This is a genomic window from Bacillus sp. FJAT-27445, assembly GCF_001510665.1.
Lineage (GTDB): Bacteria > Bacillota > Bacilli > Bacillales > Cytobacillaceae > Bacillus_D.
Genome location: NZ_LMTI01000007.1, coordinates 252,717 through 277,505 on the forward strand (window position 1 = coordinate 252,717; position 24,789 = coordinate 277,505).

Annotated in this window: 20 protein-coding genes, 1 pseudogene and 1 riboswitch; of the genes and pseudogenes, 10 read left to right on the forward strand and 11 right to left on the reverse strand. The window is 43.8% G+C overall.

The window, feature by feature from the left end:
• Window positions 1–2 precede the first annotated feature (2 nt).
• The 5 genes from AR337_RS20555 to AR337_RS20575 all read right to left on the reverse strand — a co-directional run bounded on the left by AR337_RS20555 (window position 3) and on the right by AR337_RS20575 (window position 4,783).
• Window positions 3–2,204: a molybdopterin-dependent oxidoreductase gene (locus AR337_RS20555; protein ID WP_059173909.1), complete on the reverse strand. Its 2,202-nt coding sequence runs from the start codon at window positions 2,202–2,204 to the stop codon at window positions 3–5.
• Window positions 2,198–2,827 carry a molecular chaperone gene (locus AR337_RS20560; protein WP_059173910.1) on the reverse strand — a complete coding sequence of 210 codons (630 nt, stop codon included), beginning with the start codon at window positions 2,825–2,827 and terminating at the stop codon, window positions 2,198–2,200. Before AR337_RS20560 ends, AR337_RS20555 begins: the two co-directional genes overlap by 7 nt.
• A gap of 1 nt (window position 2,828) precedes the next feature.
• Complete coding sequence (locus AR337_RS20565) at window positions 2,829–3,050, reverse strand: hypothetical protein (protein WP_059173911.1); 222 nt, start codon at window positions 3,048–3,050, stop codon at window positions 2,829–2,831.
• Window positions 3,051–3,764: 714 nt separating this feature from the next.
• Window positions 3,765–4,103 (reverse strand): hypothetical protein, encoded by a 339-nt coding sequence (locus tag AR337_RS20570; RefSeq protein WP_253702009.1) that lies wholly within the window; start codon window positions 4,101–4,103, stop codon window positions 3,765–3,767.
• 332 nt (window positions 4,104–4,435) lie between these two features.
• Window positions 4,436–4,783 carry a hypothetical protein gene (locus tag AR337_RS20575; protein ID WP_059173912.1) on the reverse strand — a complete coding sequence of 116 codons (348 nt, stop codon included), beginning with the start codon at window positions 4,781–4,783 and terminating at the stop codon, window positions 4,436–4,438.
• Window positions 4,784–5,029: 246 nt separating this feature from the next.
• Window positions 5,030–5,138, forward strand: a riboswitch (SAM riboswitch).
• 103 nt (window positions 5,139–5,241) lie between these two features.
• Here AR337_RS20575 and AR337_RS20580 point away from each other — a divergent pair.
• From AR337_RS20580 to AR337_RS20605, 6 genes and pseudogenes are all read left to right on the forward strand, one after another.
• Window positions 5,242–6,555, forward strand: a pseudogene (locus tag AR337_RS20580) (O-acetylhomoserine aminocarboxypropyltransferase/cysteine synthase family protein); the annotation flags it as partial.
• An 8-nt stretch (window positions 6,556–6,563) separates the two neighbouring features.
• On the forward strand, window positions 6,564–7,640 hold the full coding sequence (locus AR337_RS20585) for a homoserine O-acetyltransferase (protein WP_059173914.1): 1,077 nt from the start codon (window positions 6,564–6,566) through the stop codon (window positions 7,638–7,640).
• Window positions 7,641–7,659: 19 nt separating this feature from the next.
• Window positions 7,660–8,919 (forward strand): homoserine dehydrogenase, encoded by a 1,260-nt coding sequence (locus AR337_RS20590; protein ID WP_059173915.1) that lies wholly within the window; start codon window positions 7,660–7,662, stop codon window positions 8,917–8,919.
• A 122-nt stretch (window positions 8,920–9,041) separates the two neighbouring features.
• A complete protein-coding gene (locus tag AR337_RS20595; RefSeq protein ID WP_059173916.1) occupies window positions 9,042–9,824 on the forward strand; it encodes an arylamine N-acetyltransferase in 783 nt (260 codons plus the stop codon).
• 295 nt (window positions 9,825–10,119) lie between these two features.
• The gene (locus tag AR337_RS20600) at window positions 10,120–10,989 is read left to right on the forward strand and encodes a hypothetical protein (protein ID WP_059173917.1); all 870 of its coding nucleotides are present in this window, start codon (window positions 10,120–10,122) and stop codon (window positions 10,987–10,989) included.
• 515 nt (window positions 10,990–11,504) lie between these two features.
• Window positions 11,505–12,167 carry a DUF3995 domain-containing protein gene (locus tag AR337_RS20605; RefSeq protein WP_059173918.1) on the forward strand — a complete coding sequence of 221 codons (663 nt, stop codon included), beginning with the start codon at window positions 11,505–11,507 and terminating at the stop codon, window positions 12,165–12,167.
• A gap of 173 nt (window positions 12,168–12,340) precedes the next feature.
• Here AR337_RS20605 and AR337_RS20610 read toward each other — a convergent pair whose 3' ends face one another.
• From AR337_RS20610 to AR337_RS20620, 3 genes are all read right to left on the reverse strand, one after another.
• Window positions 12,341–13,969: a bifunctional UDP-sugar hydrolase/5'-nucleotidase gene (locus tag AR337_RS20610; RefSeq protein WP_059173919.1), complete on the reverse strand. Its 1,629-nt coding sequence runs from the start codon at window positions 13,967–13,969 to the stop codon at window positions 12,341–12,343.
• Window positions 13,970–14,441: 472 nt separating this feature from the next.
• Window positions 14,442–15,074 (reverse strand): flavodoxin family protein, encoded by a 633-nt coding sequence (locus tag AR337_RS20615; protein ID WP_059173920.1) that lies wholly within the window; start codon window positions 15,072–15,074, stop codon window positions 14,442–14,444.
• A gap of 79 nt (window positions 15,075–15,153) precedes the next feature.
• Window positions 15,154–16,551 (reverse strand): MFS transporter, encoded by a 1,398-nt coding sequence (locus AR337_RS20620; protein WP_082687102.1) that lies wholly within the window; start codon window positions 16,549–16,551, stop codon window positions 15,154–15,156.
• Between the two features lie 273 nt (window positions 16,552–16,824).
• Between AR337_RS20620 and kynU the strand changes: the two genes are divergently transcribed.
• From kynU to AR337_RS20640, 4 genes are all read left to right on the forward strand, one after another.
• On the forward strand, window positions 16,825–18,096 hold the full coding sequence (gene kynU / locus AR337_RS20625) for a kynureninase (RefSeq protein WP_059173922.1): 1,272 nt from the start codon (window positions 16,825–16,827) through the stop codon (window positions 18,094–18,096).
• Window positions 18,093–18,722, forward strand: a complete 630-nt coding sequence (gene kynB / locus AR337_RS20630) for an arylformamidase (RefSeq protein WP_059173923.1) — start codon at window positions 18,093–18,095, stop codon at window positions 18,720–18,722. The genes kynU and kynB overlap by 4 nt, the downstream gene beginning before the upstream one ends.
• A gap of 73 nt (window positions 18,723–18,795) precedes the next feature.
• Window positions 18,796–19,641 carry a tryptophan 2,3-dioxygenase gene (kynA, locus tag AR337_RS20635; protein WP_059173924.1) on the forward strand — a complete coding sequence of 282 codons (846 nt, stop codon included), beginning with the start codon at window positions 18,796–18,798 and terminating at the stop codon, window positions 19,639–19,641.
• Between the two features lie 334 nt (window positions 19,642–19,975).
• Window positions 19,976–20,989 (forward strand): AI-2E family transporter, encoded by a 1,014-nt coding sequence (locus AR337_RS20640; protein ID WP_059173925.1) that lies wholly within the window; start codon window positions 19,976–19,978, stop codon window positions 20,987–20,989.
• 164 nt (window positions 20,990–21,153) lie between these two features.
• Here AR337_RS20640 and AR337_RS20645 read toward each other — a convergent pair whose 3' ends face one another.
• The 3 genes from AR337_RS20645 to AR337_RS20655 all read right to left on the reverse strand — a co-directional run bounded on the left by AR337_RS20645 (window position 21,154) and on the right by AR337_RS20655 (window position 24,494).
• The gene (locus AR337_RS20645) at window positions 21,154–22,182 is read right to left on the reverse strand and encodes a low specificity L-threonine aldolase (RefSeq protein ID WP_059173926.1); all 1,029 of its coding nucleotides are present in this window, start codon (window positions 22,180–22,182) and stop codon (window positions 21,154–21,156) included.
• A gap of 144 nt (window positions 22,183–22,326) precedes the next feature.
• Complete coding sequence (locus AR337_RS20650) at window positions 22,327–23,541, reverse strand: M20 family metallopeptidase (protein ID WP_059173927.1); 1,215 nt, start codon at window positions 23,539–23,541, stop codon at window positions 22,327–22,329.
• Window positions 23,542–23,819: 278 nt separating this feature from the next.
• The gene (locus AR337_RS20655; protein ID WP_059173950.1) at window positions 23,820–24,494 is read right to left on the reverse strand and encodes a ring-cleaving dioxygenase; all 675 of its coding nucleotides are present in this window, start codon (window positions 24,492–24,494) and stop codon (window positions 23,820–23,822) included.
• Window positions 24,495–24,789 lie beyond the last annotated feature (295 nt).

Here is a 24,789-nt window from a genome sequence, read left to right on the forward strand (position 1 = left end):
CCTTACGCTTTTTCTATTTTGACAAAGTTATCATGGAAGGCGATTCCACGCTGGCCTTTACTATAGTCACCCATATCCGAAGGAATGGCCTTTACATTGAAGTTTTCTGTGTAATTCACATCTTTCCACCAGCCCTCATACATCACGACCGTATCAGATGGAACTGTTTTCGTTAATTTTGCCGGCAGTGTCAAATACCCAGCCTCATTTTTGACATGTACCAAATCATTTTCTTTAATTCCGTATTTCTTCGCCAGAGCAGGATTCATTTCCACGAACGGGTGGCTTTGGATTGCATCGAGCCAGTCAATATGCTGGAACTGGCTGTGAATCCCCAATTTCCAGTGCGGGGACATACAGCGAATCGGATGGTCGCCATCGGCTTTGTATTGCTCTACAAATACCGGAAGCGGATGGTGGCCATATTCAACTGCCTTCTCCGAGTAAAATTCATACTTCCCTGATGGGGTTCTGAACTTAAGGTCTTCCCATGCAACGGTCACCTTTTCACTTGCCTTCGCGGTTCCGCCATTTTTACGCAGTTCATCCCAGCTTTTAACGCCGAACATCTCCCTGATACCATCGTTAAATTCTTTTTCAACCCACTCTTCAAGCGAGCCTGATACTGGGAATGTGCAGGAGCCTGGTGCCAACTCATTTAACTTCTTCGATAGTCCCATGGCAATTTCCAAGTCGCTTTTTGTTTCATATAGCGGTTTAATAGCCTGCTCATTTGCATTGATCCAGTAATGCCAGTAGCTGACGTTAACCCCTACCGTCTCAAATGGGGTTGTGACAGGAAGAACAATATCGGACAGTTCAACCGTTTGGTTCATATACAAATCGGCTGTTACAATTAGGTCCATTTTCTCGAATGCCTTTTTCACGACATTCGGCTCGGGATCCTGGGCAATTGGGTTTCGGCAGGCAATCCACATCATCTTGATTGGCGGTTCATTGGCATCCAAAACTTGCGCGCCGAAGTTGTTCATATTCACATATCGGTCGGCTTCGCCCTTTGTTCCTTCTGGTACGCCAAATCCCATCGTATGGTAATTGAAGCCCCAGGTTTCCCCGCCGATATAGTTAACGCCGCCGCCTCTTTTTCCGATATTGCCGGTTATTGCCGCGAGCGCATCAATCGCGCGGACCATAGAACCGCCATTTGTATGCCGCTGCATGCCAAAACCGATCCAAATATTTCCTGGCTTTGCGGTCGCATATTCGCGTGCAATCCGTTCAATTACGGGTTTTGGGACACCTGTTTTTTCGGCAGCCCATTCAACAGTAATATTCTTTTTCACATGGGATAAAAATTCATTAAACCCAATGGAATGGTTGCGGACCCACTCTTCATCATATAAGTTTTGATCCATGATATAGCGAATCATCCCAAGAGCCAGCGCACCATCCGTACTTGTGTTAATTTGAATATACTCATCCGCCTTTGAAGCCGTCTGGGTAATGAGCGGATCGATCACGACAAGCTTTGTCCCCTTTTCTTTCGCTTGTTCAATAAAATACATCGAATGAGCGGAGGTCCACGCCGGATTTGACCCCCATAGGATGATATACTCGGCATCCAAGAATTGTTCAGGGTCATTGTTATAGGCTGTTCCCATATCAAACGCTTGCGCATCCGACCCAGCCGGGTCACATGGCGTCCCCTGGGCCCTTGTTGTATAACCAATACTCGAAAGCATGCCTTCGGTTGCATAGTTTAAAATATTGAAATTGCCGGAATACTTGTTCAAGCAAATTGGCAAGGTATTGCCGTATTCCTGTTTAATTTCAAGTACTTTTTTGGCGATGATGGTGTAAGCCTCGTCCCAGCTGATCCGTTCCCAATCGCCTGAACCGCGGACTTTTTGCCTCATAGGGTATTTAATCCGGTCCGGGGAGTACACAACACGCGGATACGTATTCCCTTTTACGCACAGACGGCCTTTTGTATACTTGTTGTTTTCATTGCCTGTAATAAAAGTAATTCTCCCATCCTCGACTGTTGTCACGATTGAACACGTATCATAGCAATTTCGCGGGCAGGCATTATAAAAATGTTGTTTTTTTCCATTAGGAGCTGCAGCCGCTGTGGGAACAAGCCCCCTCGCCGCTTTATTCCCAATCGCTCCAAGCCCCAATAATGTACTAAGTGCTGCGGAACCTTTTAAAAACGTCCGGCGGGAAAAGTTTTCAGTCAACATACATCTTCACCTTCGATCAACTTTTTTTCGAGATGCAAAAATTCTTTTAATAAAATGGCCATCGCGAGGGTGATGGGATTATCGCTATTTTGTACAATCCGCGCGCAGTGTTCGAATGCCCATTGCATGAGATGCTTTTCCAAAAATAGCTTATAAAGTTGGGTTTTTTCCTGGTTCGCTGGTTCATTTAACAGGTGCAGGATCATATCCAATTCAAATTGGATGTGGTCATCCGGCATTTGCCCCTCATCTGCAACCTGGAATCCCGCATGATAATAAAAGTTCCGCACCTTCAAAGTTTCCTGCTGCAAAACAGCCCCTTCGAAGTTCCGGTAACTAGATTCATAAGGAGATGCCAATAATTTATTCGGGCCTACAAATAAACGGTTATAGTCATATTTAAACGTTTGGACCGCGGCAGCATTGGCTTCTTCCAGGCTTTGTACTGCCTTGCCCGCTTCGCTGTTTATCCTTGTAAGCTTGTATTCTATTAAAATATTCCCCAGTTGTTTCCATTCAGCTGAACCGAAATGGAGCAAATCCCCTCGATAGTAGTGGCAAAACAACTGATAATACATCAAACGTTCTTCCAATGTAATCGCTGTTTCTTTTATGGCGGACATATTATTCATCCTCTTTTTTCTCTAGGATTTCCTTCTGCAGCTTCTCAAATTCCACCTTTTCTTCATTTGTTAATTTCATTTCCTTTTTTACAGTTGGCGATGGGTCACCTACATAATCCTCGTTTGGAACGAATTGAATTTTATCTTTCATGCTATTTTCTGCTTGCTGCTCACAACCTATTAATGAAACGGACATGATTACCAGGAATAAAAAATATTTCATATTTCATTAACTCCCTTCTGCTTCTTAACTTAAAGAGTATTATGCTCACAGTTGAACAAGTGTAAAAGTGTAAACAGGTTTTTCACTTCCCTAGTGGACCAACTTTCATTTAAGGAATCCTTTTTAGTTTGTTCACTATTTCACAATACGTTAGAGAAATACCTGTTAATGCCCACAAAAGATGGGAATATAATCTGTAACTTTTTTACACTTTCCACAATAAGCACAGTGATTTTCTTATATATTGAGTATAGTAGATAAATGACATAATAAAATTAGAAACTATGACGAAAAGGTGAAAAATTTGACGAAAAATGTTTGGGCTGCCTGTTACGTTTGCTGCCCGTTTTTGTGAGATTGGGGTGCCATAGCTCGGTTGGTGAATTTGTCCAAAATGTGACAGTTTTCGATATATGCCTTGAAACTTTCGATATCCATCAAAAATTTTTCGATATATGTTAAAAATTTTCGATAACCCATCGAAAACTTTCGATATATTTCCAAATCTCCTAAAAACCTACCATTTGGAGGTTTTTGGCGGTTATTTTTAGGTATTTACGGTGATTTCTAGCCATAATACAAAAATCCCTTCATAAAACACGTTACCCCCACTTTCCTAAAAGAAAAAGTGGCCCTTTTTCACAAAAAAGGACCGCATTTCATTCATTTTTCGGTGATAGGTACCGTCCGCATAACCAGTGCCTTTTGATTAAATCACCTATTCCTATTCACAAAGATTGTATACTGCTCCAGGATAAAACTTTTTAGTACTTGCAGTTTTTCCTTCGATTCAATGACTTCAAATGGTACATAGACTTCGTGATTCTTCAATTGGAAAGTTCTCATTTTTTGAATATCAAAATCCAGAATTTCTTGAATTTGTTTTTGAACCAGTTTTCCTTTCGGCGAGTCTTTTGTGCCTGGATCAACATGAAGGACTAAACATCTATAGCTTTTTTCACCGTGCAAAGTAGCAAACTTCGGCCTTCCCCCATAAAAGCTGAAAGGTTTATATCCGAGAATCAAACTCTTTGGAGCAAGAGAATATTCCATCCTCCCCAAGCCATTTTAAAATTTATACAGGTCACTGAAAAGCTTTAATTCGTTCATTCTATTGATCTCCTTGGAATTATAAAATTTTCCTTAATTATACCTTTTCCGTTTTTTAAGAGCACAAAAAACACCCTCTATTAAGAGAGTCATTTATATCGTACACCTTAAATCTTGATACCAGTTATCTCGCAAAAAAGAATGGTTCACATGCACCTGTTCGGGGATTAAAAAAGGTACGAAACAACATCCTTTAGAGGAAACGGTTTCGCACCTTTTTCTGTTTGATTGACAAGTTAATTGGGGATTTTATGAGGAATTCTTCTTAGGAGATATTAACCGAGCCTTCTTTTAAGAACTTCAATCTCTCGCTCATTCCGGGCAGTTTTTTCCCAGATGAAATCCTGGTCCAGTTCCATTGCTTTAAGCATGCTCATTACTTGCTCGTGGCGTTCTGCATTCTTCTGTTTTTCGGACTCAAAATCCTGCTGCATCCCGTTCATTTTCTGCTGCAAACCGTTCATTTCATGCTGCATTTCGTTCATTTTCTCCTGCAAACCATTCATTTCCTGCCGCAAACCATTTAATTCCTGCCGCATGTTCTGCTGCTCTGCAATCACGTTGCCGACCATACTAACCAATTGGCCCAACATCGTTTCTATTCTTTCAAGTCGTTCTTCCATTTCGCTATCACCTCCTTCTCTTGTCAATTATACTATAGCTGTCGCCAAAATAAGAACCTTCTACACAAAACGACAAAACAAATTATACGGGTTATTTTCCAATCAATGGCTAATTGTTTTTTTCAAAAAACCTAAAACGAAAAATATTATGAATTTTCAGTTGACTTTTGAGATTATCTTCACTTATAATCCTCTATAACAACCGGCAGTTAAAAATGAACACTAATTGAAAACTAAATATGCAATCTCTTATCCAGAGTGACGGAGGGTCAGGCCCTATGAAGTCCGGCAACCTTCAAGCGTAAAGCTTGAAAAGGTGCTAATTCCTGCAGGCGTTTTGCCTGGAAGATAAGAGGAGGAACCCCCCTCTTCTTATGGAGAGGGGGTTTTTGTATTAGATGCGTTCATAAACAAACCGCCCAAATTAAACTGGAATTAGTAATTGGAGGGAATTCACATTGACAAATCAACATGAAAACTTCGGCCTTGAAACACTTTTATTGCATGGCGGGCAAACCCCTGATCCAGTAACCGGATCCCGGGCAGTACCTATTTACCAGACAACTTCTTATGTTTTCAATAGTACCGACCATGCTCAGAACTTATTCTCTCTTGCAGAGCCAGGGAATATTTACACCCGGATAATGAACCCAACAACAGATGTTTTAGAAAAAAGAATTGCTCTCCTTGAAGGAGGCGCAGCTGCCCTGGCAGTTTCTTCAGGGATGGCCGCAATTGCCTTGAGCATTATGAACATCGCTGAGGCCGGGGATGAAATCGTAGCCGCGGAAAACCTATATGGCGGTACATTCAACTTATTCGCTGTTACTCTTCCCAAGTTTGGAATTAAAGTCCGCTTTGTTGACTCGGCCAATCCTGAAAATTTCCGTGATGCAATCACTCCTAAAACAAAGGCAGTCTTTGCAGAAATCATCGGCAACCCAAGCCTAAATGTATTGGATGTTGAAGCTGTAGCTGAAATCGCCCATGAAAATGGAATTCCACTCATTATCGACAATACGTTTGCTTCCCCGTACTCATGCCGGCCAATTGAATGGGGCGCGGATATCGTTGTCCATTCGGCAACAAAATGGATTGGAGGACATGGCACAACAATTGGCGGATTAATTGTCGATGCCGGCCGATTCAATTGGAACAGCGAGAAGTTTCCTGGCTTTACCCAGCCAGATCCTAGCTATAATGGGCTTCGCTTTGCCCAGGATATCGGCTCGCTTGCATTTATCATTAAACTTCGGGTCCAGCTCTTGAGGGACTTTGGATCATCTTTAAGCCCGCATAGTGCTTTCCTCTTGCTGCAGGGACTTGAGACACTGCACTTGAGAATTCAAAAGCATAATGAGAATGCACTGGAAATTGCCCAATACTTGCAAGACCATCCAGCTGTCGATTGGGTTTCCTTCCCGGGGCTTGAGGATCACCCAAGCCATCAGTTAGCAAAAAAATACCTTGGCGGCGGTTTTGGATCCATTATTGTTTTTGGCATTAAAGGCGGCCGTGATGCAGGTAAAAAGGTGATTGACAACATTCAACTATGGTCCCATGTGGCAAATGTCGGGGATGCAAAGTCACTGATCATCCATCCTGCTTCCACCACACATCAGCAGCTGAACAAAGAGGATCTTGCAAAGAGCGGTGTAACCGAAGAACTTATCAGGCTTTCTGTCGGGCTTGAATCACTTAAGGATTTGAAGGAAGATTTGGATCAGGCATTCTTTAAAGCTACCGGTCTATCATCCAGGCCTGAGGAGCAGCTAAATCAATGAACACCGAAGATTTATCAATAGGCGTTGAACCGGCTCCTCCGCCGGAATATGGAAAGATAAAAGTTGGAGACCTCCGGCTTGAATCAGGTATCGTACTCGAGGATGTTGAACTCGCCTTTGAAAGGGCTGGGAAAAAAGGCGCACCCGTCATCCTGGTCTGCCATGCCCTTACAGGCAATCAGTATACAGTTGGTACGCAACAACAACCAGGCTGGTGGCATGGCCTGATAGGTCCGGGCTTGTATATTGATACAAACGAGTATGAGGTCATTACTTTCAATGTTCTGGGAGGCTGCTCTGGATCAACCGGCCCAACCAGTATGAACCCTTTGTCAAAAAAAACTTATCAGTACAATTTTCCGAAAATAACAATCCGGGACATTGTCGATTCACAGGTATTGGCGCTCAGGAAACTCGGCATCCACAAAATAAAAGCGGCGATCGGAGGGTCGCTTGGGGGCATGCAGGTTCTTGAATTGGCAATCGCCTACCCTGATTTTTCAGAACTCATCGTCCCAATCGCCGTTACCCCATACCTAAGCGATTATGGAATTGCTTTTAACGCAATTGGAAGAAATGCCATCATGCAGGACCCGGCCTGGAAGAGCGGCTTCTATTCAGAGGATGACCGGATTGCAGGACTCGAAATCGCTAGAATGGTCGGGATGGTTACCTACCGGACCGGCTCAATGTTCAATCAAAGATTCAAGAGGGAGCTTAAGGACGAGGAGACCTTTCAAGTTGAATCCTATTTGAAATATCAGGGAAAAAAACTTTCTTCCCGTTTTGATGCCAACAGCTATTTGTATTTGCTTGGGGCGATGGACTCACATGATATCGGAAGAGGCAGGCAGGGATGGAAAAAGGCCATTCAGCAAATTACCGCAAAATCTCTGCTGTTAGGCTATACAGGCGATCTACTGTACCCTCCCGAGAAGGTTAAAGAAATTGCGGAAGCCCTCAAGGAAGCGGGGAAAGAAGCGGATTATGTTGAAGTGAGCACTGATTTTGGGCATGATGGATTCCTTGCCGAGTTTCCAAAATGGGGAGGAATCCTGCAGTCTGCCTTATAAGATTTGAGGAGGAGATTAAGTGGCGGACATCCATGTTGCACTACTCGGGTTTGGCACAGTCGGCAAAGGAGTATATGAAACAATCAAAACCCATCAAACAAGGCTTAAAGCAATCCTTGGCAAAAATGTAAAGGTAGCTGGCATACTTGTGAGAAACGTTGAAAAACACACTCTCCAGGAAGATGACATCCTCCTTACCTCAAATTTCGAAGACATTTTAAACCTGCCGAAACTCGATGTAGTGATCGAAGCAATCGTAGGACGGGAACCGGGTTTTTCGTATTTGAAAAAATCAATCGAAAGAGGCTGCCATATCATTACCGCGAATAAGGAAATGTTTGCTTACCACGGAAATGAGCTGCTGGAACACTCCTCCCGGTATAATGTCGCCTGCGGGTTTGAAGCGACTGTCGCTGGAGGAATACCGGCAATCCAAACGCTGAGGACACTTTTGAATGTGAACAAAATCGAGAGGATTGAAGGAATCGTCAACGGTACCTCCAATTATATTTTGACCAAAATGCGCGAGGATGGCGATTCATTCCAAGATGCGCTTCAAGCAGCGCAAGAAAAAGGATATGCCGAGGAAGACCCAACCAATGATATTGAAGGATATGACGCTTTTTATAAAGCGATGATATTAAGCCAGATCGCATTTGGAGAACAGCCCGAATGGCAAACAGTAAAGAGGAAAGGCATCTCTGAGGTATCCCACTCCGAAATCGGCTTGTTTTCCGATTGGGGGCTGCGCGTAAAGCATGTCATCTCGCTTGAAATAGGGGTACGGGGCCTCCGCTGCTCCGTTAAACCTGTCCTCGTTGGCCCATCGCACCCGTTGTACTCCGTCGAGGGCGTCCAAAACGCCGTTTCGATCGACGCGGATATCGTCGGAAATATTACCCTGCAAGGGCCGGGCGCCGGGAAGTTTCCGACGGCAAGCGCCATTGTAGAGGATTTAATCCAACTTAACTCAAAGCACAACGATTACGTTGCACGGGAAGAAAATGTCCGGTTTAAAAAAGAACCTCATCATAATTGGGTTCTTTTAACAAACATAACGAACCTATCCATTCCTGATTCCATTGAAGTAACCGGCCGGGTGCCCCAAAAAGCCCTTTTTGTGAAAGCGAAAGAAAAGGATATTGAACGGCTGCTTGAAGTATACCCTGGATTAAACAGCTTCCAGCTTTATGGGCAAATCAACAAGGAATTTTTTGAAAAAATCCATCTCAGCGGTACACGATCGGAAAGAAAGGCGGCTGTCCCAAAAGGCATGTAACCATGCTAGGGCACTCATATTTCCATAGCTGATAAATTCAGTTCGCCGATTAAAGTGGGGGCTTCGCATTAGCGGAGCCCCTCTTTTCCTTATATACTAAATGTAGTATGGAGGTGTGTCAGATGACTGTGATGAATGAAATGTTTCGCAAAAGGATTGAGTTTCCGAGGGATGAACCAATACACTTTGATAACCTGGAAACGATACTTGAAAAGACCGCGCTGGCGCTTCCCTTTGAAAATGTGCGCATTATGAATGGCAGTACGACTGAATTTACGGAGGAATCCCTGAAGGAAAAGATACTCGACCGGAATGAAGGCGGCCTTTGTTATGACCTGAATTCGATTCTCTATTTGTTCCTTTTGGAAAACGGCTTTGATGCCAGGATAATCCGTGCGGTTGTTTTTAACCAAACACATCAGAAATGGAGCGAAACCGGAAAAACACATATAGCCATCCTCCTTCGGGAAAAAGGCCGCCAATACCTTGTGGATACCGGGTTTGGCATCAATATTCCGCTAAAACCAGTCCCACTGGACGGAGACACCATCTCATCAAGAAACGGCGAATTTAAGGTTCAAAAAGAAGATAGTGAACATGGGGATTATTGTTTGTATTTGAAACTCAAGCATAAGGATAAAGAGTGGAAAAAAGGTTATGCCTTTGATTCCACGGATACCGTTCATAAGCTAAGTGACTTAAACGAAATTCAGCAGATTATTGCCAGCCACCCTGCATCAGGTTTCAATAAACGGCTGATAATTACCAGGCTGACCGATAAAGGAAGCGTAACATTGGCCGGAAATTCGGCCACAACATGGACTGATGGAAGGATGGAAAAAGAAGAAATTGATGACAGCCATTTTAAGAAATTGGCTAAGGAGATGTTTGGATTTACGTTATAAAGGTGCCTGGCACTCCCCGAAATTTTTCGACTAGTTTCATTTTACAAAAACCCACGGGGCTCAGGCACCTGGGTTATAAATTTCTATACGGAGAAATTTGTGTTCAGGGTAGTGTTAATACCACTATTACTTGTAAAGGGAAATAGTTCATTGTCACAAAACCGCCTACTGTCAGACTAAAATCCTCTTCCAGAATTTTGTATTTTACTGGTATAATGAACTTGCCTCAATACCCCACAACCCATCTATCCCACTTTCAGGCAAAAACCCCTTAGGAAAGCAAGTTGAAAACTGTATGAGAAAAAGGCCGTTATGCAGCTGCGGAAGCAGATTAGCCGAGGAACATTGCTGCGAAAAACTTCAAATCCATTCCTTTGCCCTCCCCATCACCGAGACCGAAACACGCGAAAAATTCTTAAAGAAGCTCCAAATCGGTTCCGCATTTAAAATGAGAAACCGCGCGATTGCCCTCTTTTATGGAGACGACCTCATTGCCTACAAACTCGGCAAACCGAAAGACCCCATCCGGAATGAATTTCTCTTCCACTTCTCAAATTATCTCACTGATTACCTTGAAGATTTATGCCCTCCTTCCTGGCAGGAATGTACCCCGCTCTTCTGGGAAGAATTCCTCACTCCCCATCTCTCAAGCAGGATTCCGATATCAAAAACCGGGCGGGAAACTGAAAAACTGCTTTCTGAACTCCAAACCTTTGTCCGCTGGCTTGATCGCAGAGCGGGAACAAACTGGCTCCCTATTGTTAAGGAATATATCGATATGTATAAGTCCGATATAAAAATCGGGGAAACCGCAATAAATGCCCTTATCCTCCAGCATTTCCCCAATATCCATGATCCCGATTTAGGTATTCAAAATGATTTGGAAGCGTACCAAAAACAGCAACGTGCATTCGACCTCTATTTCGACACCGTGTTTGAGGTGCAGACAGTTATAGAAGGCGTGTTCGTCCTAAACGACTTGGAAGATGGAAGGACCTATCACACCAAAGGGCTTCCGGGGAGTATTTTGCCAGAATTGCTGCTACATGGCGCGATTGGCAAAAACAATCATGATTTCTTTTGGAAATGGTGCGCAACAGGCGCGGTATTCCCTAAATGCTCAAAAAAGTTCCTAGAAACCGAGGAAGCGGTTATTCTTTTATAATGAATGATAGAGCCCGGCACTCCCCCCATCGGATGCCGGGCTTCCATATAAGTAAAGAAAAGTTGAATTGCAAACAGGACACTGCTCAGTGGCAGCCACTTTTCAAAAAGAAGAAGGAAAATACCACGATAGAGTAGAATCGATTACGTATAGATAAATTCGACAAGAATCGTTGTCATATGTTTTTTTAATGGAAATTAATTTTTATATGTTCAACTTGATACCGAATAAAAAAATCCAAGAGGTAGGAATCATGAAAAATAAACTTTTGTACATAGAAGACGATAAGGAAATCAGCCCCTGGGTTAGTTAAGATTTAACCAGACGGGGCTACCACGTGACCTGGCTTACCTCGAAGGATGATGCGCCCAATTAAATGGATAGCATCGACCTGGCCATACTTGACATCATGCTTCCCGAATTGGATGGATTCTCCATCGGCCAACGGTTAAAGAAGGAACATTCAGAGACCCAATGTTCCAGCTACGCAGGGGGTTAAAAAGGAGGAATGTGTGATGAACGAAAAAACAAACAATGTGAATGCTCCAACGGAAAGGCTTACTGCCTTTGAACAATGGACGAAGAAAGCGGTATGGCCAGCTTACCTCGGTTGCGTTTGGGCAGTCATGTATGCCGTTTTCGTCCGATTTTATCAAGCTGCGGGCGGAACTTTAGGTCTTCCGGGGCAGTTCGAGAATCCTAAAGCGGTGCAAATGGGAAGTTACGTTGCCGGTCTCCTAATCATGGCCTGCGGGTTCATTTTAATTGCCCTTGTGAAGCCATGGGGAAGAGTAGTTCCAACTTGGGTGCCATTCATTGGAGGGAAAAACATCCACCCTCTCATCATATTAATCCCTACCCTTTTCTGTACTGGTTATTTAATTGCACATGGAATCAGCGGGATGATTACAAAAGCCCTTCTTCTGGCAGGTGTTATCACCATTCAGTTCACCGGCTGGATTACACTTGATGTCCACAGCCTGGCGTTATGGTCTCTTCTGTTTTATGAGCCGTGGTTTTTGATCATGGGCATTTTGTCCGGATTAACAGCTTCCCATTACGCACTTGCATCCAACATTTCGCTTTCCGTATTTAGAAGAAGCTTGTCCTTCTATTTAATTTCCCTTTTTCTCTTATCGATATTTTTGGTATTCTATATCATTCATAAGCTCGCTTAAACTGAATCGGTGCCTGGCAAAGCCCAAATTTGCTGATTAATTTCATTCAACAAAAAGTGGAAAATATCAAGCACCTTTCTATAAAAATTAGAGAACTCTAATATAATATCGACCTGATTCAACAGACAAAAAGAGCTTGCCTGAAAACGGCAAACTCTTCTTTAAAATCTCTATTATTGCGCTGCTGAAATATTGATAATGCGTCCCTCTGCTTCGTACGCGATTGAAGTTGTGAAACTCCTTACAAAATCAACTGTAGCTTGAAGGTCTTCCGGTCCTTGAACAGGATTTTCTCCGTAGGCACGGAGCTTGTACTTGTCAGAGTAATGATCGTACATGTAATTGTTGACTGTCAGTTTGTACGTTACGTTCTGATCAATAGGAGTCCCATCATCCAAGAGTATTTCAGTTACTTTGCTGGTTGCACTGTCCCATTTGTAACGGAACCCGCCAATTGAGGCATCTGGGCCGTATGAAGAAATTTGCGCATTCACAATTTCATCCATTTCCGATCCCAATACTTCGACTGTAACCAATGTGTTGCCAAATGGCTGGATATTGTACAATTCCTCCCAGGTAATCTCGCCGGCATTGAGTTTTGCACGGATTCCGCCGCCATTCATCATTGCAAAGTCGCTTCCCGTTGCAGCATTCATTCCGTCCGCAATCAGATTCCCAAGAGCATTGTCGCCAAAATATTTTTTTGTGATATATCCGCCTTCCATAAAGTTGGCTGCCTGCCCGATAACCTCATTCAATTTAGGCGCGATAGCAGTTGAGTATTTTTCCAAAATGGCGGAAACCTCAGGATCAGGAGTGACCCCCTGTTGAATAACATCCACGATTTCTGCTTCTTTTTTAACAATATCCCCTGTCACTGGATCAATTTCAAGATCGATATCAGCAAAGGCCTTTCCATATTCTCCAGCTTGAACAATCAGCTTATTGTCCACTACAGCATCTACCTTTTGATGATTATGGGCAGCAACAATTAAATCGACCTTATCATTGATTTCTGTGGCCAACTCGGCAATATCCCCTGTTGCAGATTCACCGGCCTGGCTTCCAGGAACGTGTGCCAGGACGACAATCGCTTCCGCACCGCGCTTGGCCAGTTCCGGAACATACTTGTTGATCGCTTCTGCTTCATCTGTAAATTTGATATTTGTGATTCCTTTTGCAACGACCATGTTTGGTGTTTCAGTTGTCGTAACGCCGATGAAGCCGATCTTCTGCCCCTTAACATTTTTTATATAGTATGGCGGCAGTACCAGTTCCCCGCTATCCTTATATACTACATTAGCCGCTACCATTGGAAAATTGATGCCGTCATAGTTAGCTGTTCCATTCGGATGGTCTCCGCCGTAGGTTAAACGAAGCAGTTCGTCCACACCTTCATCAAACTCGTGGTTTCCAAGCGTTCCTACATCAAATCCAATGGATTCCATGATTTCAACAGTAGGTTCATCTTGATAGAGAGCTGATACGGGCGGGCTTCCTCCCACCATGTCCCCGGAATGGACAATTAATGTATTTTCATTGGTTTGTTCACGATCACGAAGATATGTAGCAAGGAAAGCAGCATTTCCATAGGTATTTGGGTCATTATTTAGCTGTTCGCTTACATTGATTTTGCCGTGAAGGTCGTTTACGCTCAATATTTGTACTTTAACATTCTCTTTCTTCTCAAGACCTTGAGGAATCTTTTGTTCTTTAGCTGAAACTGAACTACCAATCATCCCAGTCATAAATAAACTAACCGACAAGGAAGCAGCTATTACTTTGTTGCTTAAAATCGCCATGAATTTTTCCCCCTTAAAATAATTAATACATTGTGATTATAAGGAGGATTTGTTAAGAGTCTGACAAGAGAATCTTAAGGTTTTGTAAAGCGGATTGTTTTAGCGGAAAAATGATTACTTGGTCTCATGCTTAAACTATGCTACTCTAGTTCTTTTAGAGTCAACAACCCACGACTAAAGTCACGGGCTTGTAAGGTCTTACGGCCTTTAGATTTTACAGTGGACAACAAGACTAGTGTCCTGCCCTTCAAACCACGCTAGAGGTACTGTTTGGGCTCCAAGCAACCCATTTGTATTAGTTAAACCACAACTATTTGTGGCAGAATTGCTTCTTTACTATAACGTTCTCCATATTGTTTATCTTTTTTGCCACTATTATTTTCAAAAAAGAGCAATCCAATTCAGTTAGAATCGGATTGCTCATGTTGCATTTTACTTTGAAGTTTTTTAATCGAAATTTTCAAGCGGCGACTTATTTGCTTTCAATAACATTCCCCTCTGCTGGAATCGGATATTCCTTCAGTAACCGGGCAAAATGCAAGAGATTATTGGCGGTAATTTTTGCGTGTTGCATCGTAAAATCGTTCTCCCTGCCATTTGCTTCAATGAACGAGGGCCCGGGACCGGCTTCGCCTACCCAATAGGTATCCACATTAGGGGGAATCGTGAATCCGATATGCGACAACGCATAAATCAGATAGCTTGAAACGTTTTTCGCGCCGTCTTCATTTCCGGTGACAACCGCTCCGCCTACTTTGTTGTAGTAGAGATATTGGCCTTTTTCGTTTGTTAGGCTGCTACCGCCATACAATCTTTCAACAACCAGCGTGGCCAAACTGCTCTGTTCGCCAAGCCATATCGGCGATCCAAGTACAAGAATATCCGCCTGCTTCACTTTTTCAAAAATTTCCGGCCATTGGTCCTTTTCGTTCACAGCCTCATGAGTAATTCCAAAACCAATTGTATAATCAGCCACCCTCAGCACTTCCGTTAAGACACCATTTTCATCAAAAATTTTAACAATCTCATCAATCAGCGCGCGGGTATTGGATGGCTGTGTACTATCCTTCAAGCTGCAATTCAAAACTAACGCTTTTATGCTCATTGCTACATCTCCTTAGGTCATTGTACAGTATTCCTTTTCCCTAAGGTTTTTTCAAAAAACTAGAAATCGGACAAAACAACTAGTTCTTATTCAAAATGCCTGCGACGAGCTTTTTGTAAACCTTGTCATCTTTCCCTTTACTGAGTTCTTCAATCCACCAAAACGCTTTCCTTGGATGTTTTAATACCTCTTTGGCTTCTCTTGGGTGTTCTACTACCGGCGCGGAACCACGCAACGACCTTCCAGCTGTCTCTTTTACAAACAGGGTAACGATAATGAGTCCGAAGGCACATATGCCCATCAGATAATAGGCCGGCAGCATCTTGTTACCCGTAACCGCAACGAGCCATGCAACGACTAGTGGGGTCGTTCCCCCAAACAGGGAAGTAGATGTATTGTACGTGATAGCAAGTGCTCCATATCGAACTCTTGTAAAAAATAATGAAGGCAGAGTAGCCGGGAGTGAGCCTTGAAAAGCGGATAAAAGTGCTCCCAAGATAAATAATCCGAAAAAGGCTCCAATGATATTCCCGGACCGGACCAGCATAAATGCAGGGATGCTGAGGACAATTGTGGCAATCAGCGCTCCGGTTAGGATACGGTTTCTGCCTATTTTATCACTCCAATAGCCCATCGCCATAATTAACGGAATCATTGCAATCATCACTAGAATCAACAAGAGGAGTCCGGTTTGTTCCCCATAACCCTGGTCCTCTGATAAATAGGACGGCATATAGGTAAGGACGGTATAGACCATCACGTTATAAAAAATGACAATACCTGTACAAGTTAATAGCGCTTTCCAATGACCGGTGAATATCTCTGCAAGGGAAGTTCGCTCCTTTCCATCTTCAATCGATTCGTTCATTGCTTCAAATGCCGGTGTTTCCTCCAAATGGTTACGCAAGTAAAAGCCTATCAATCCGAGCGGAGCTGCAATAATAAACGGGATGCGCCATCCCCAGGCGACCATAGTTTCAGGCCCCAATATGTAAGTTAAAGATGTAACCAAGGCTGCTCCAGCAATGAAACCCACGAGAGTACCTACTTCCAGGCCGCTTGCCATGAAAGTCCGTTTTTTATCTGGCGTCGTTTCCGCAATGTAAGTCATTGCACCGGCATATTCTCCTCCCGTAGAAAATCCTTGTACCAGCCTTGCAATCAGCAGCAATACCTGCGCCGTAATCCCAATTGATGCATAACTGGGGATCAGCCCGATACTTAACGTAGCCGCAGCCATTAAAATTAACGTAAAAGCCAAAACCTTCTTTCGGCCAATCCGGTCGCCCATCAACCCAAAAAATATGCCTCCAATCGGGCGGGCAATGAATGCAACAGCAAAAGTCGCGAAAGCATAAATTAATTGAAAGGAAGGATTTACTTCAGGAAAAAACACCTTCCCCATCGTTACGGCCAAAAACGAATAAATACCAAAATCAAACCATTCGACTGCATTCCCAACAGATGTCCCAATCATTGACTTTTTTGCAACGCGTGAATCGACTACCGTAATAGCCTCTTCACTTAATCCTTCTACTGGTTTACTCACAATTTTCCTCCTGTTGTTTTTTTAGGTAGGCCTACTTTAGGCATTTTCCCTAATAAAAAGCTACTAAACGGTGGAAATTTATGTAAAATTTACTTCGATAATCCCGTAGACCCGAAAACACTTTCCCATTAATTTTTGACGCAAGTTCGGCAAACAGACTATACTTTGAATTAAGGAAAAATTCTGAAAGGTTGAAAAAAAATGATAAATACATACGAGTATGCCAATCAACTTGACCTGCATGACCCTCTCGCAAAGTACAGGAATGAATTTTATCTAAAGCAGAAAAGAATTTATCTGGATGGCAACTCGCTCGGGCTTTTATCAAAACGGGCGGAACACTCTTTGCTCGGGATGATCGAAGCTTGGAAAGAGCATGGCATCGACGGATGGACGACAGGTAATCATCCTTGGTTCTATCTGGCTGAAAATTTAGGGAACCAAGTGGCGCCGATCGTTGGCGCGGATGCAGGAGAAGTCATTGTCACAGGCTCGACTACGGTAAACCTTCACCAGCTCGCCGCCACTTTTTATCAACCAAATGGGAAACGGACGAAAATCCTTGCTGACGAGTTGAATTTCCCGAGCGATATTTACGCGCTTCAGAGCCAGTTGAAGCTAAAGGGTTTCGATCCGGCAAGCCACCTTATACAAGTAAAAAGCAATGACGGCCATACCCTTAATGAAGAAGACATCATTTCAGCAATGACCGATGAAATTGCCTTGATTGTCCTGCCTGGCGTCCTGTACCGGAGCGGCCAGATCCTTAATATGGAGCTTTTGACAAAGGAGGCCCATGTGCGCGGAATTCCAATCGGCTTTGACCTGTGCCATTCGATCGGCTCAATCCCCCACAGTCTGACAAGCTGGGATGTCGATTTTGCATTCTGGTGCCATTACAAGCATTTGAATGGCGGTCCTGGTGCGACGGCCGGACTGTATGTAAACAAGAGGCATTTTGGAAAACTGCCAGGACTCGCCGGCTGGTTCAGCTCCAACAAGGAGAAGCAATTCGACATGGAGCATGAGCTCACCGCCGCGGGCGATTCCGGTGCCTACCAGATAGGCACTCCGAATGTTTTCAGCATGGCGCCAATCATCGGCTCTCTGTCGATGTTCAATGAAATCGGCATGGAAAAAATCCGGGCAAAATCGCTCAAACTCACCGGATATTTAATGGAACTCATCACAACAGAACTTGACGGCCACGGATTCATTCTCCGAAACCCAATGGACGATGAAAAACGTGGAGGGCATATTTTTCTGGAGCACCCGGAAGCGCCAAGGATTTGCAAGGCGTTGAAAGCGGAAGGAATCACACCCGATTTCCGGGCACCGAATGGAATCCGACTCGCTCCGGTTGCCCTATACAATACGTTTGAAGAAGTACGGCAAACAGTCCAAATCCTGAAGACAATCATGAACGAGGAGAAATACAAACAATTTGAAAACAAGCGGGGAGTTGTGGCATGACAAAAAAGACGTGGATCGATATCTCGCAGCCCCTTCATGACGGAATCAGCCACTGGCCAGGTGACACCCCGTTCAAATATGAAACCGCATTCTCCAAAGAACAGACCGGATCCGTCAATATTGGCAGGATCATAACCAGCCTCCACACAGGCACCCATGTTGACGCGCCCTTTCATTTTGACAATGAAGGTGAAAGGATTCTTGAACTCGACATTGACGTTTTCATTGGACCTGCAAGGGTTATCGACGTCTCATACTTTGAAAAGGTTAACGCTGAAATGCTCCGGCGCTTTGACCTTGAAGGAATTGAAAGGCTGCTTCTGAAAACGTCCGTCCCGAACAATCCGGACCACTTTCCAGAAAGAATTCAGGAAATCCAGCCGGACATCGCGGCTTTTCTTAGCGAAAAAGGCATAAAACTGCTTGGCGTCGATGTCCCATCCGTCGACCCCCTCGACAGCAAGGACATGGCGACCCATCACGCACTTTATCGCCACGGTATCCAAATCCTTGAAAACCTCATGCTCGACGGTATCGATGACGGCGTCTACGAATTAATCGCCCTGCCGCTTGCTCTCAAGGATGCGGATGGCAGCCCGGTCCGCGCGGTCATCAGGAAGCTGTAGGAGCGAGACGGTCCCCCATGCCCAGGACTTAAGGCACCGAACAGCGTGCCAAAAACCACCCAGGAGGTCAGAAATGGTTCTTGACGATCCAAACCCAACAACCGACGAAAAAAGCATACTTGTTGATTTTACAAACAATATGACATATAGCGAGTACCTGCAGCTTGATAAAATCCTGTCAGCCCAAAAAAGGCTATCAGGCCACCACGATGAAATGTTGTTCCTCATCATCCACCAGGTCAGTGAGCTGTGGATGAAGCTAATTATTCACGAACTTAACGCAGCGATTGCCGCTATCAAGGCCAATAATCTCGCCGCCGCGCAAAAATGCCTGGCGCGCGTCTCCAAGACTCAGACGCAGATTATCCAGGCCTGGGACGTATTGTCGACGCTGACACCTTCCGAGTATATGGAATTCCGGGAAACGCTTGGCCAGGCGTCCGGCTTCCAGTCGTACCAAAACCGGATGATTGAATTCGCGCTTGGCTACAAGAACAGCCATATCCTGAAAATCTATCAAAAAGACCCGACATTACAAGCCGAGCTGAAGAAAGCGTATGAAGCCTCGGGCATCTATGATGCCGCCATCCATGCGTTGTATAAAGCAGGATATCCAATCGACGAAAAAATTCTGAACCGGGACGTAACGAAGTCATACAAGGAAAACGATTCGGTCCGGGCTGCCTGGATGAGTGTGTACAAAAACACAAAGGCCAATTGGGAGCTATATGAACTCGCTGAAAAACTTGTCGATATCGAAGACTGCCTTCAGCAATGGCGATTCCGCCATATGAAAACGGTCGAGCGGATCATCGGCTTTAAAACAGGCACAGGCGGCTCATCCGGAGTCGGCTACCTGAAAAAAGTGCTCGACCAGCGCTTTTTCCCCGAACTTTGGGATATTCGGACAACATTATAATGACGGTGGCCACAGCTTTACTTCAGGGCTGACAACTGTCAAAACAGCCCCCTTTACCAGGCCCTCCGCCTTTCACGCCGCCACCTTACCGCCGCCCACAACGACTGCCGGGCGGCCTTTTAATTCAAGAAAAATTGGATAGACCATACATGATACCCCCGCATTTATCACTTCATTACATGTTAAATAACCTTGACACTATCAAGATTTGCCTTATTGTCCCTTTAGAATTGCATTAGTCAATTTATCCAAATTCAAGAAACTTGTAATAATTACACGAAAAGTTGATAATATACGTTATTCAGTTGGAAATTAAGTAAGGGGAAATGCATAAATGGAAGCACTAGCAGAATTGGTTCGAAATAAAGGAGTAAAACGGCTCATTATCTTTTCTTTAATCGTTTTATTCCTATACAGCGTACGGAGTATGATAAATTTACTCTTGTTAACTTTCATTTTCGCGTTTTTAATGGATCGGCTTGTGGAGTTTACGGCGCGGCGAATCCGAATAAATCGACGATTGCTCGTTTTCTTTATATACTCGCTCATCGTCGGATTATTAACATTGGGCCTTGTGAAATATTTGCCGATAATAATAACTGAAATTAGTGAGCTTATTAAACGGATTACTTCGTTTTACACCCAACCACATGACAATGTGATCATTAATTATATTGAAACAATTATTACAAATAATCAAATAGCGGGCTATATGGAAAATGGATTGTCATTTCTGCTCAAATACTTCACCGGTATAAGTAAAACAAGTATTCAAGTGTTAATTTCATTAATTTTAAGTTTATTTTTCTTGCTTGAAAAACCTCGGTTAATAGAATTTACAAGTAAATTTAAAACGAGTAAAATTGCTCCATTTTATTATGAAATTGAGTTTTTTGGCAGAAAGTTTACAAGAACGTTTGGTAAAGTAATCGAGGCTCAATTTATAATTGCCATTGTCAATTGTGTATTAACTGTTATTTCTTTAGTCATCTTGGGTTTTCCACAAATTTTTGGATTAGCGATTATGGTCTTCTTTCTTGGACTGATTCCGGTTGCCGGGGTAATTATTTCACTCATTCCGCTTTCTTTGATTGCCTATACAATTGGCGGGTTAATGAAAGTTGTTTATGTATGGATTGCGGTTGGGATTATCCATGCGGTCGAAGCATATGTGTTAAATCCGAAACTGATGTCATCAAAAACAGATCTCCCTGTTTTTTACACATTTATCGTCCTCATTTTTTCACAGCATTTCTTCGGGGTGTGGGGGCTCATTATCGGAATTCCCGTATTTGTTTTCTTACTTGACGTGTTAGATGTAACGAATAAACAACCGAAAAACGGGTAAACTCCCATGTATCATTTCAAAGAAAAAAGCCGGCATCTATTCGGATTTAGAATAGATGCCGGCTTTTTATTGGCAGATTATTTGATACCGTTAGAACAGATTGTCCAAGTACTTTTGAAAGATAAGAGACTCTAGACTATTAAAGTCCATGGACGCCTTTCATATTAGGAATTAAGCCTTTTAAAGTCCTCGATCAATTCCTTCACAGCCTCTTCTTTTGTTGCCCAGGAAGTGACAAATCGGACAGCGAAAGAATCCTCATCAACTTTTTCCCAGATAAGAAAGGCATACTTTTTTTGCAACTCGGCGATCAGCTTGTTCGGCAGGATTGGAAAAAGCTGATTGGACGGGGAATGGGTCAGGAAACGGATATTCTCTTTTTCCAAAGCATTCCGAATGAGCCCGGCCATGCAGTTCGCATGCTCCGCTAGTTCAAAAAATAGGCCATCCCGGAACAGCTCCTGAAACTGAATGCCGAGCAGCCGCCCTTTTGCGAGCAAGGCTCCCTTCTGCTTCATATGGTAGCGGAAATCCTCCTTTAGCTGGTCGCTGCAAATCACAAGCGCCTCTCCCAAAAGGGCGCCATTTTTCGTTCCCCCTATGTAAAAAGCATCAACGAGCCCTGGCAAATCTTCAAGGTTCAAATCATTTTCCTCGGAACATAAGGCTGAGCCAAGCCGGGCGCCATCCATAAAAAGAATGAACCCCCGCGAGTCACAGACATCCCTTAACTCCTGCAGCTCCTTTATTGAATAAATAGAGCCGATTTCGGTCGAATTCGATATGTATACTAATTTCGGCTTGACCATATGCTCATCGGAGTGGCCTTCCGCTACTGCATGAACATGATCTGGAGTAAGCTTGCCATCCGCCGTTTCTACGGTAATTACTTTATGGCCCGTCGCTTCAATGGCTCCGGTTTCATGCGTGGCAATATGGCCAGTGCTCGCCGCGATGGCTGCTTCATGCGGCCGCAAGAAAGCGGAAATCGCGATGAGGTTCGTCTGGGTGCCGCCGGACAGCAAGTGAACATCGACATCACCCCGCCCAAGCTTTGATTTTATTAACTCTACGGCATTTTTTGTAAAAGAATCCTCCCCGTAACCGTCCTCCTGCACTAAATTCATCTCCAGCAGCGCATTTAAAATCCTTGGGTGCGCCCCTTCGCTATAATCATTTTTAAAACTGTACATAAAGATTTTCGCTCCTTTTAGGTTGTTTCTATTCTATTTTATAAGATTGTTCGACCAAAGGGAAAACTGTTTCTTGAGCCGTTCAAAATAAAACAAGCCGAAATCAAACAGATTTTCGGCTTGTTTTGAAATATACCCGAACAATTAAACTAATTCCACGGCAACTGCTGCTTCGTTCTCCGCCAGCTCAAGCAGATAATGGTGGGTGATTGCAAGGAATGCGTGCCCTGCCATGGCCATCGCGCGTTCATCGAAATCAAATTTCGGATGGTGGTGCGGGTAGCACGCGCCCACTTCCGGATTCTCAGCCCCCGTATTGAAAAACATCCCCGGCCTTTCCTGAAGGTAATAAGCAAAATCCTCGCCGCCCATCTTTGGGTCGAGCTCGACAAGCTTTTCCTCGCCAACCACGTTTTTCATTACATCATAAAAGATATCTGTCTCTGCTTCGTGGTTGACCACCGGCGGATAGCCCCGCTCATAGGTGATTTCAGCGGTGGCATGGAACGCCGCGCAAATCCCATCCACAATGACTTTCATTTCCCTTCCAATCTGGTCGCGCACCTCGGGATCGAATGTCCTGACCGTCCCGGTAATCTCAGCCGAGTCAGCAATGACATTAAAAGCATTCCCTGCATGGAACGAGCCAATCGAAACAACCGCCGGCTTCAACGGATCAACGAGGCGCGAGACGATATGCTGGAGCTGATTGACAATCTGGGTGCCAATCGCGATGGAATCGACCGTTTCATGCGGATACGCGCCGTGCCCGCCTTTTCCGTTAACTTTTATAACAAAACGGTCCGCCGCAGCCATCATTGGCCCCTTCCGATAGCCATACAAACCATAAGGCAGACTCGCGTTTAAATGCGTACCAAACACGACGTCAACACCATCAAGGCATCCATCCGCAATCATCGCGGCCGCGCCACCCGGGGCAACCTCTTCCGCATGCTGATGAAGAAGAACCACATTCCCATGCAATTGTTCACGGTTCTCGCTCAGCACCTTGGCAACCGCCAAGAGGGTCGCTGTGTGCCCATCATGGCCGCATGCATGCATGACCCCTGGAACGGTTGATTTGTAAGGAACGGCTTTTTGATCTTGAATCGGCAGGGCGTCAAAATCGGCCCTTAGCGCGATTGTTATCCCTGGCTTGTCGCCCTTGATGGTACCAACCACGCCGCGGCCGCCAACGCCGGTTCTCACTTCAATGCCCAGGCTCTCCAGATAATCGGCAATTTTCTTTGGCGTCCTGACTTCCTCGAAGGACAGCTCGGGGTTCATGTGGAAATCCCGCCTCCACTCCACCAATTCACCAAATAACTCTTCCAATCTCGCATTCCAATTCTCCAACAAGCCAATTCCCTCCATTATGCAAATGAATTATGTATTTTAAATCTTCTGAAAGTATTATACCACACTCCTAGAGAAGTGGGTTTCCCATTCGGAAAGTCTATAATAATAGAACCCGCTTACCCTGCCCTGTTCTTATGGAATGCAAATGAATGTCTTTGCCTTTGTATACATGGTGATTCCAAAAATGGCTATCCGGATTAAATCTATTTCAAATTTTTGATTCATCCTCTGTTTCACCTTTAAGGACGTAATAAAGTAAACATTCTATCTAAACATTCTTATTTCCATTCATCATAAATGATTTCAACTTTATCACCGTTTTTTTCGAATGCCAATTTTCCAAATCCATTCAACCAAACTTCAACAGGGTGAAAGATTGCATATCGATTAGAAAAGAACCATTTTCTTTCTGTTTTCACAACTATAAACATACCATTTTCATCACCAACAGGCGTCAAGCCTTCACTATCGTTTCTCCAATTAGGAAAACCTAACGCATTGAGTTTCCTCACAAAGGGGATTACTTCATCCACGGCAATTCCTATTTCACTTACATTGAGGAAATCCTCTGATGAAAAGTTGTTGTTGGTCCCGTTCGGTAAATTATGGCGGGCTATTAATTCCACGATATTACCTGAAGGATCTTCAAAATAAATCGCATGTGCATTCCAACTGGCAAAATGAACTTCATCATTCCCATCCTCACTGTAAAGTGAAATTCTGGATTTAGCCCAAGTTATCGCTTCGTTAAATTTGTTTTCAGGAATATTTATTGCGAAATGGTAGAAAGGATTGCCATCATCGCTTTCACGAAAAGTCACGTCTGTTTGCCCAACATGCACAGTAAACTCCTTAACAGATTCAGCGGAGATGTGCATCTCAAGTACATTTCTATAGAAATCCTTCATTTCTGTTAAATTAGAAGCCAACAATGAAAGTTTAGTAAATTCCATAACGACCGCCCTTTTAATATATTGTACCCTCATTATAATAGGAACTCCCCTCCTTAAAATCATCCATTGGACCAAAATCTTATTCTACCTATGTTCCGTAAATGTATACGACTAAAGTTGCAGGAAACCACTATGTCCAAATTCCGAGTGAGTGCCTATCCTACATAAGTTAAAGGCGCCAAATAATTTTAACAATGGCGAGGAAGCTGAATTCAATACGACCAGGAACATAATAAAAACCACCCGTAGAACGGGTGGTTTTCTCTGCGGCTGAAAGCCTTTGTTACTGACCAAA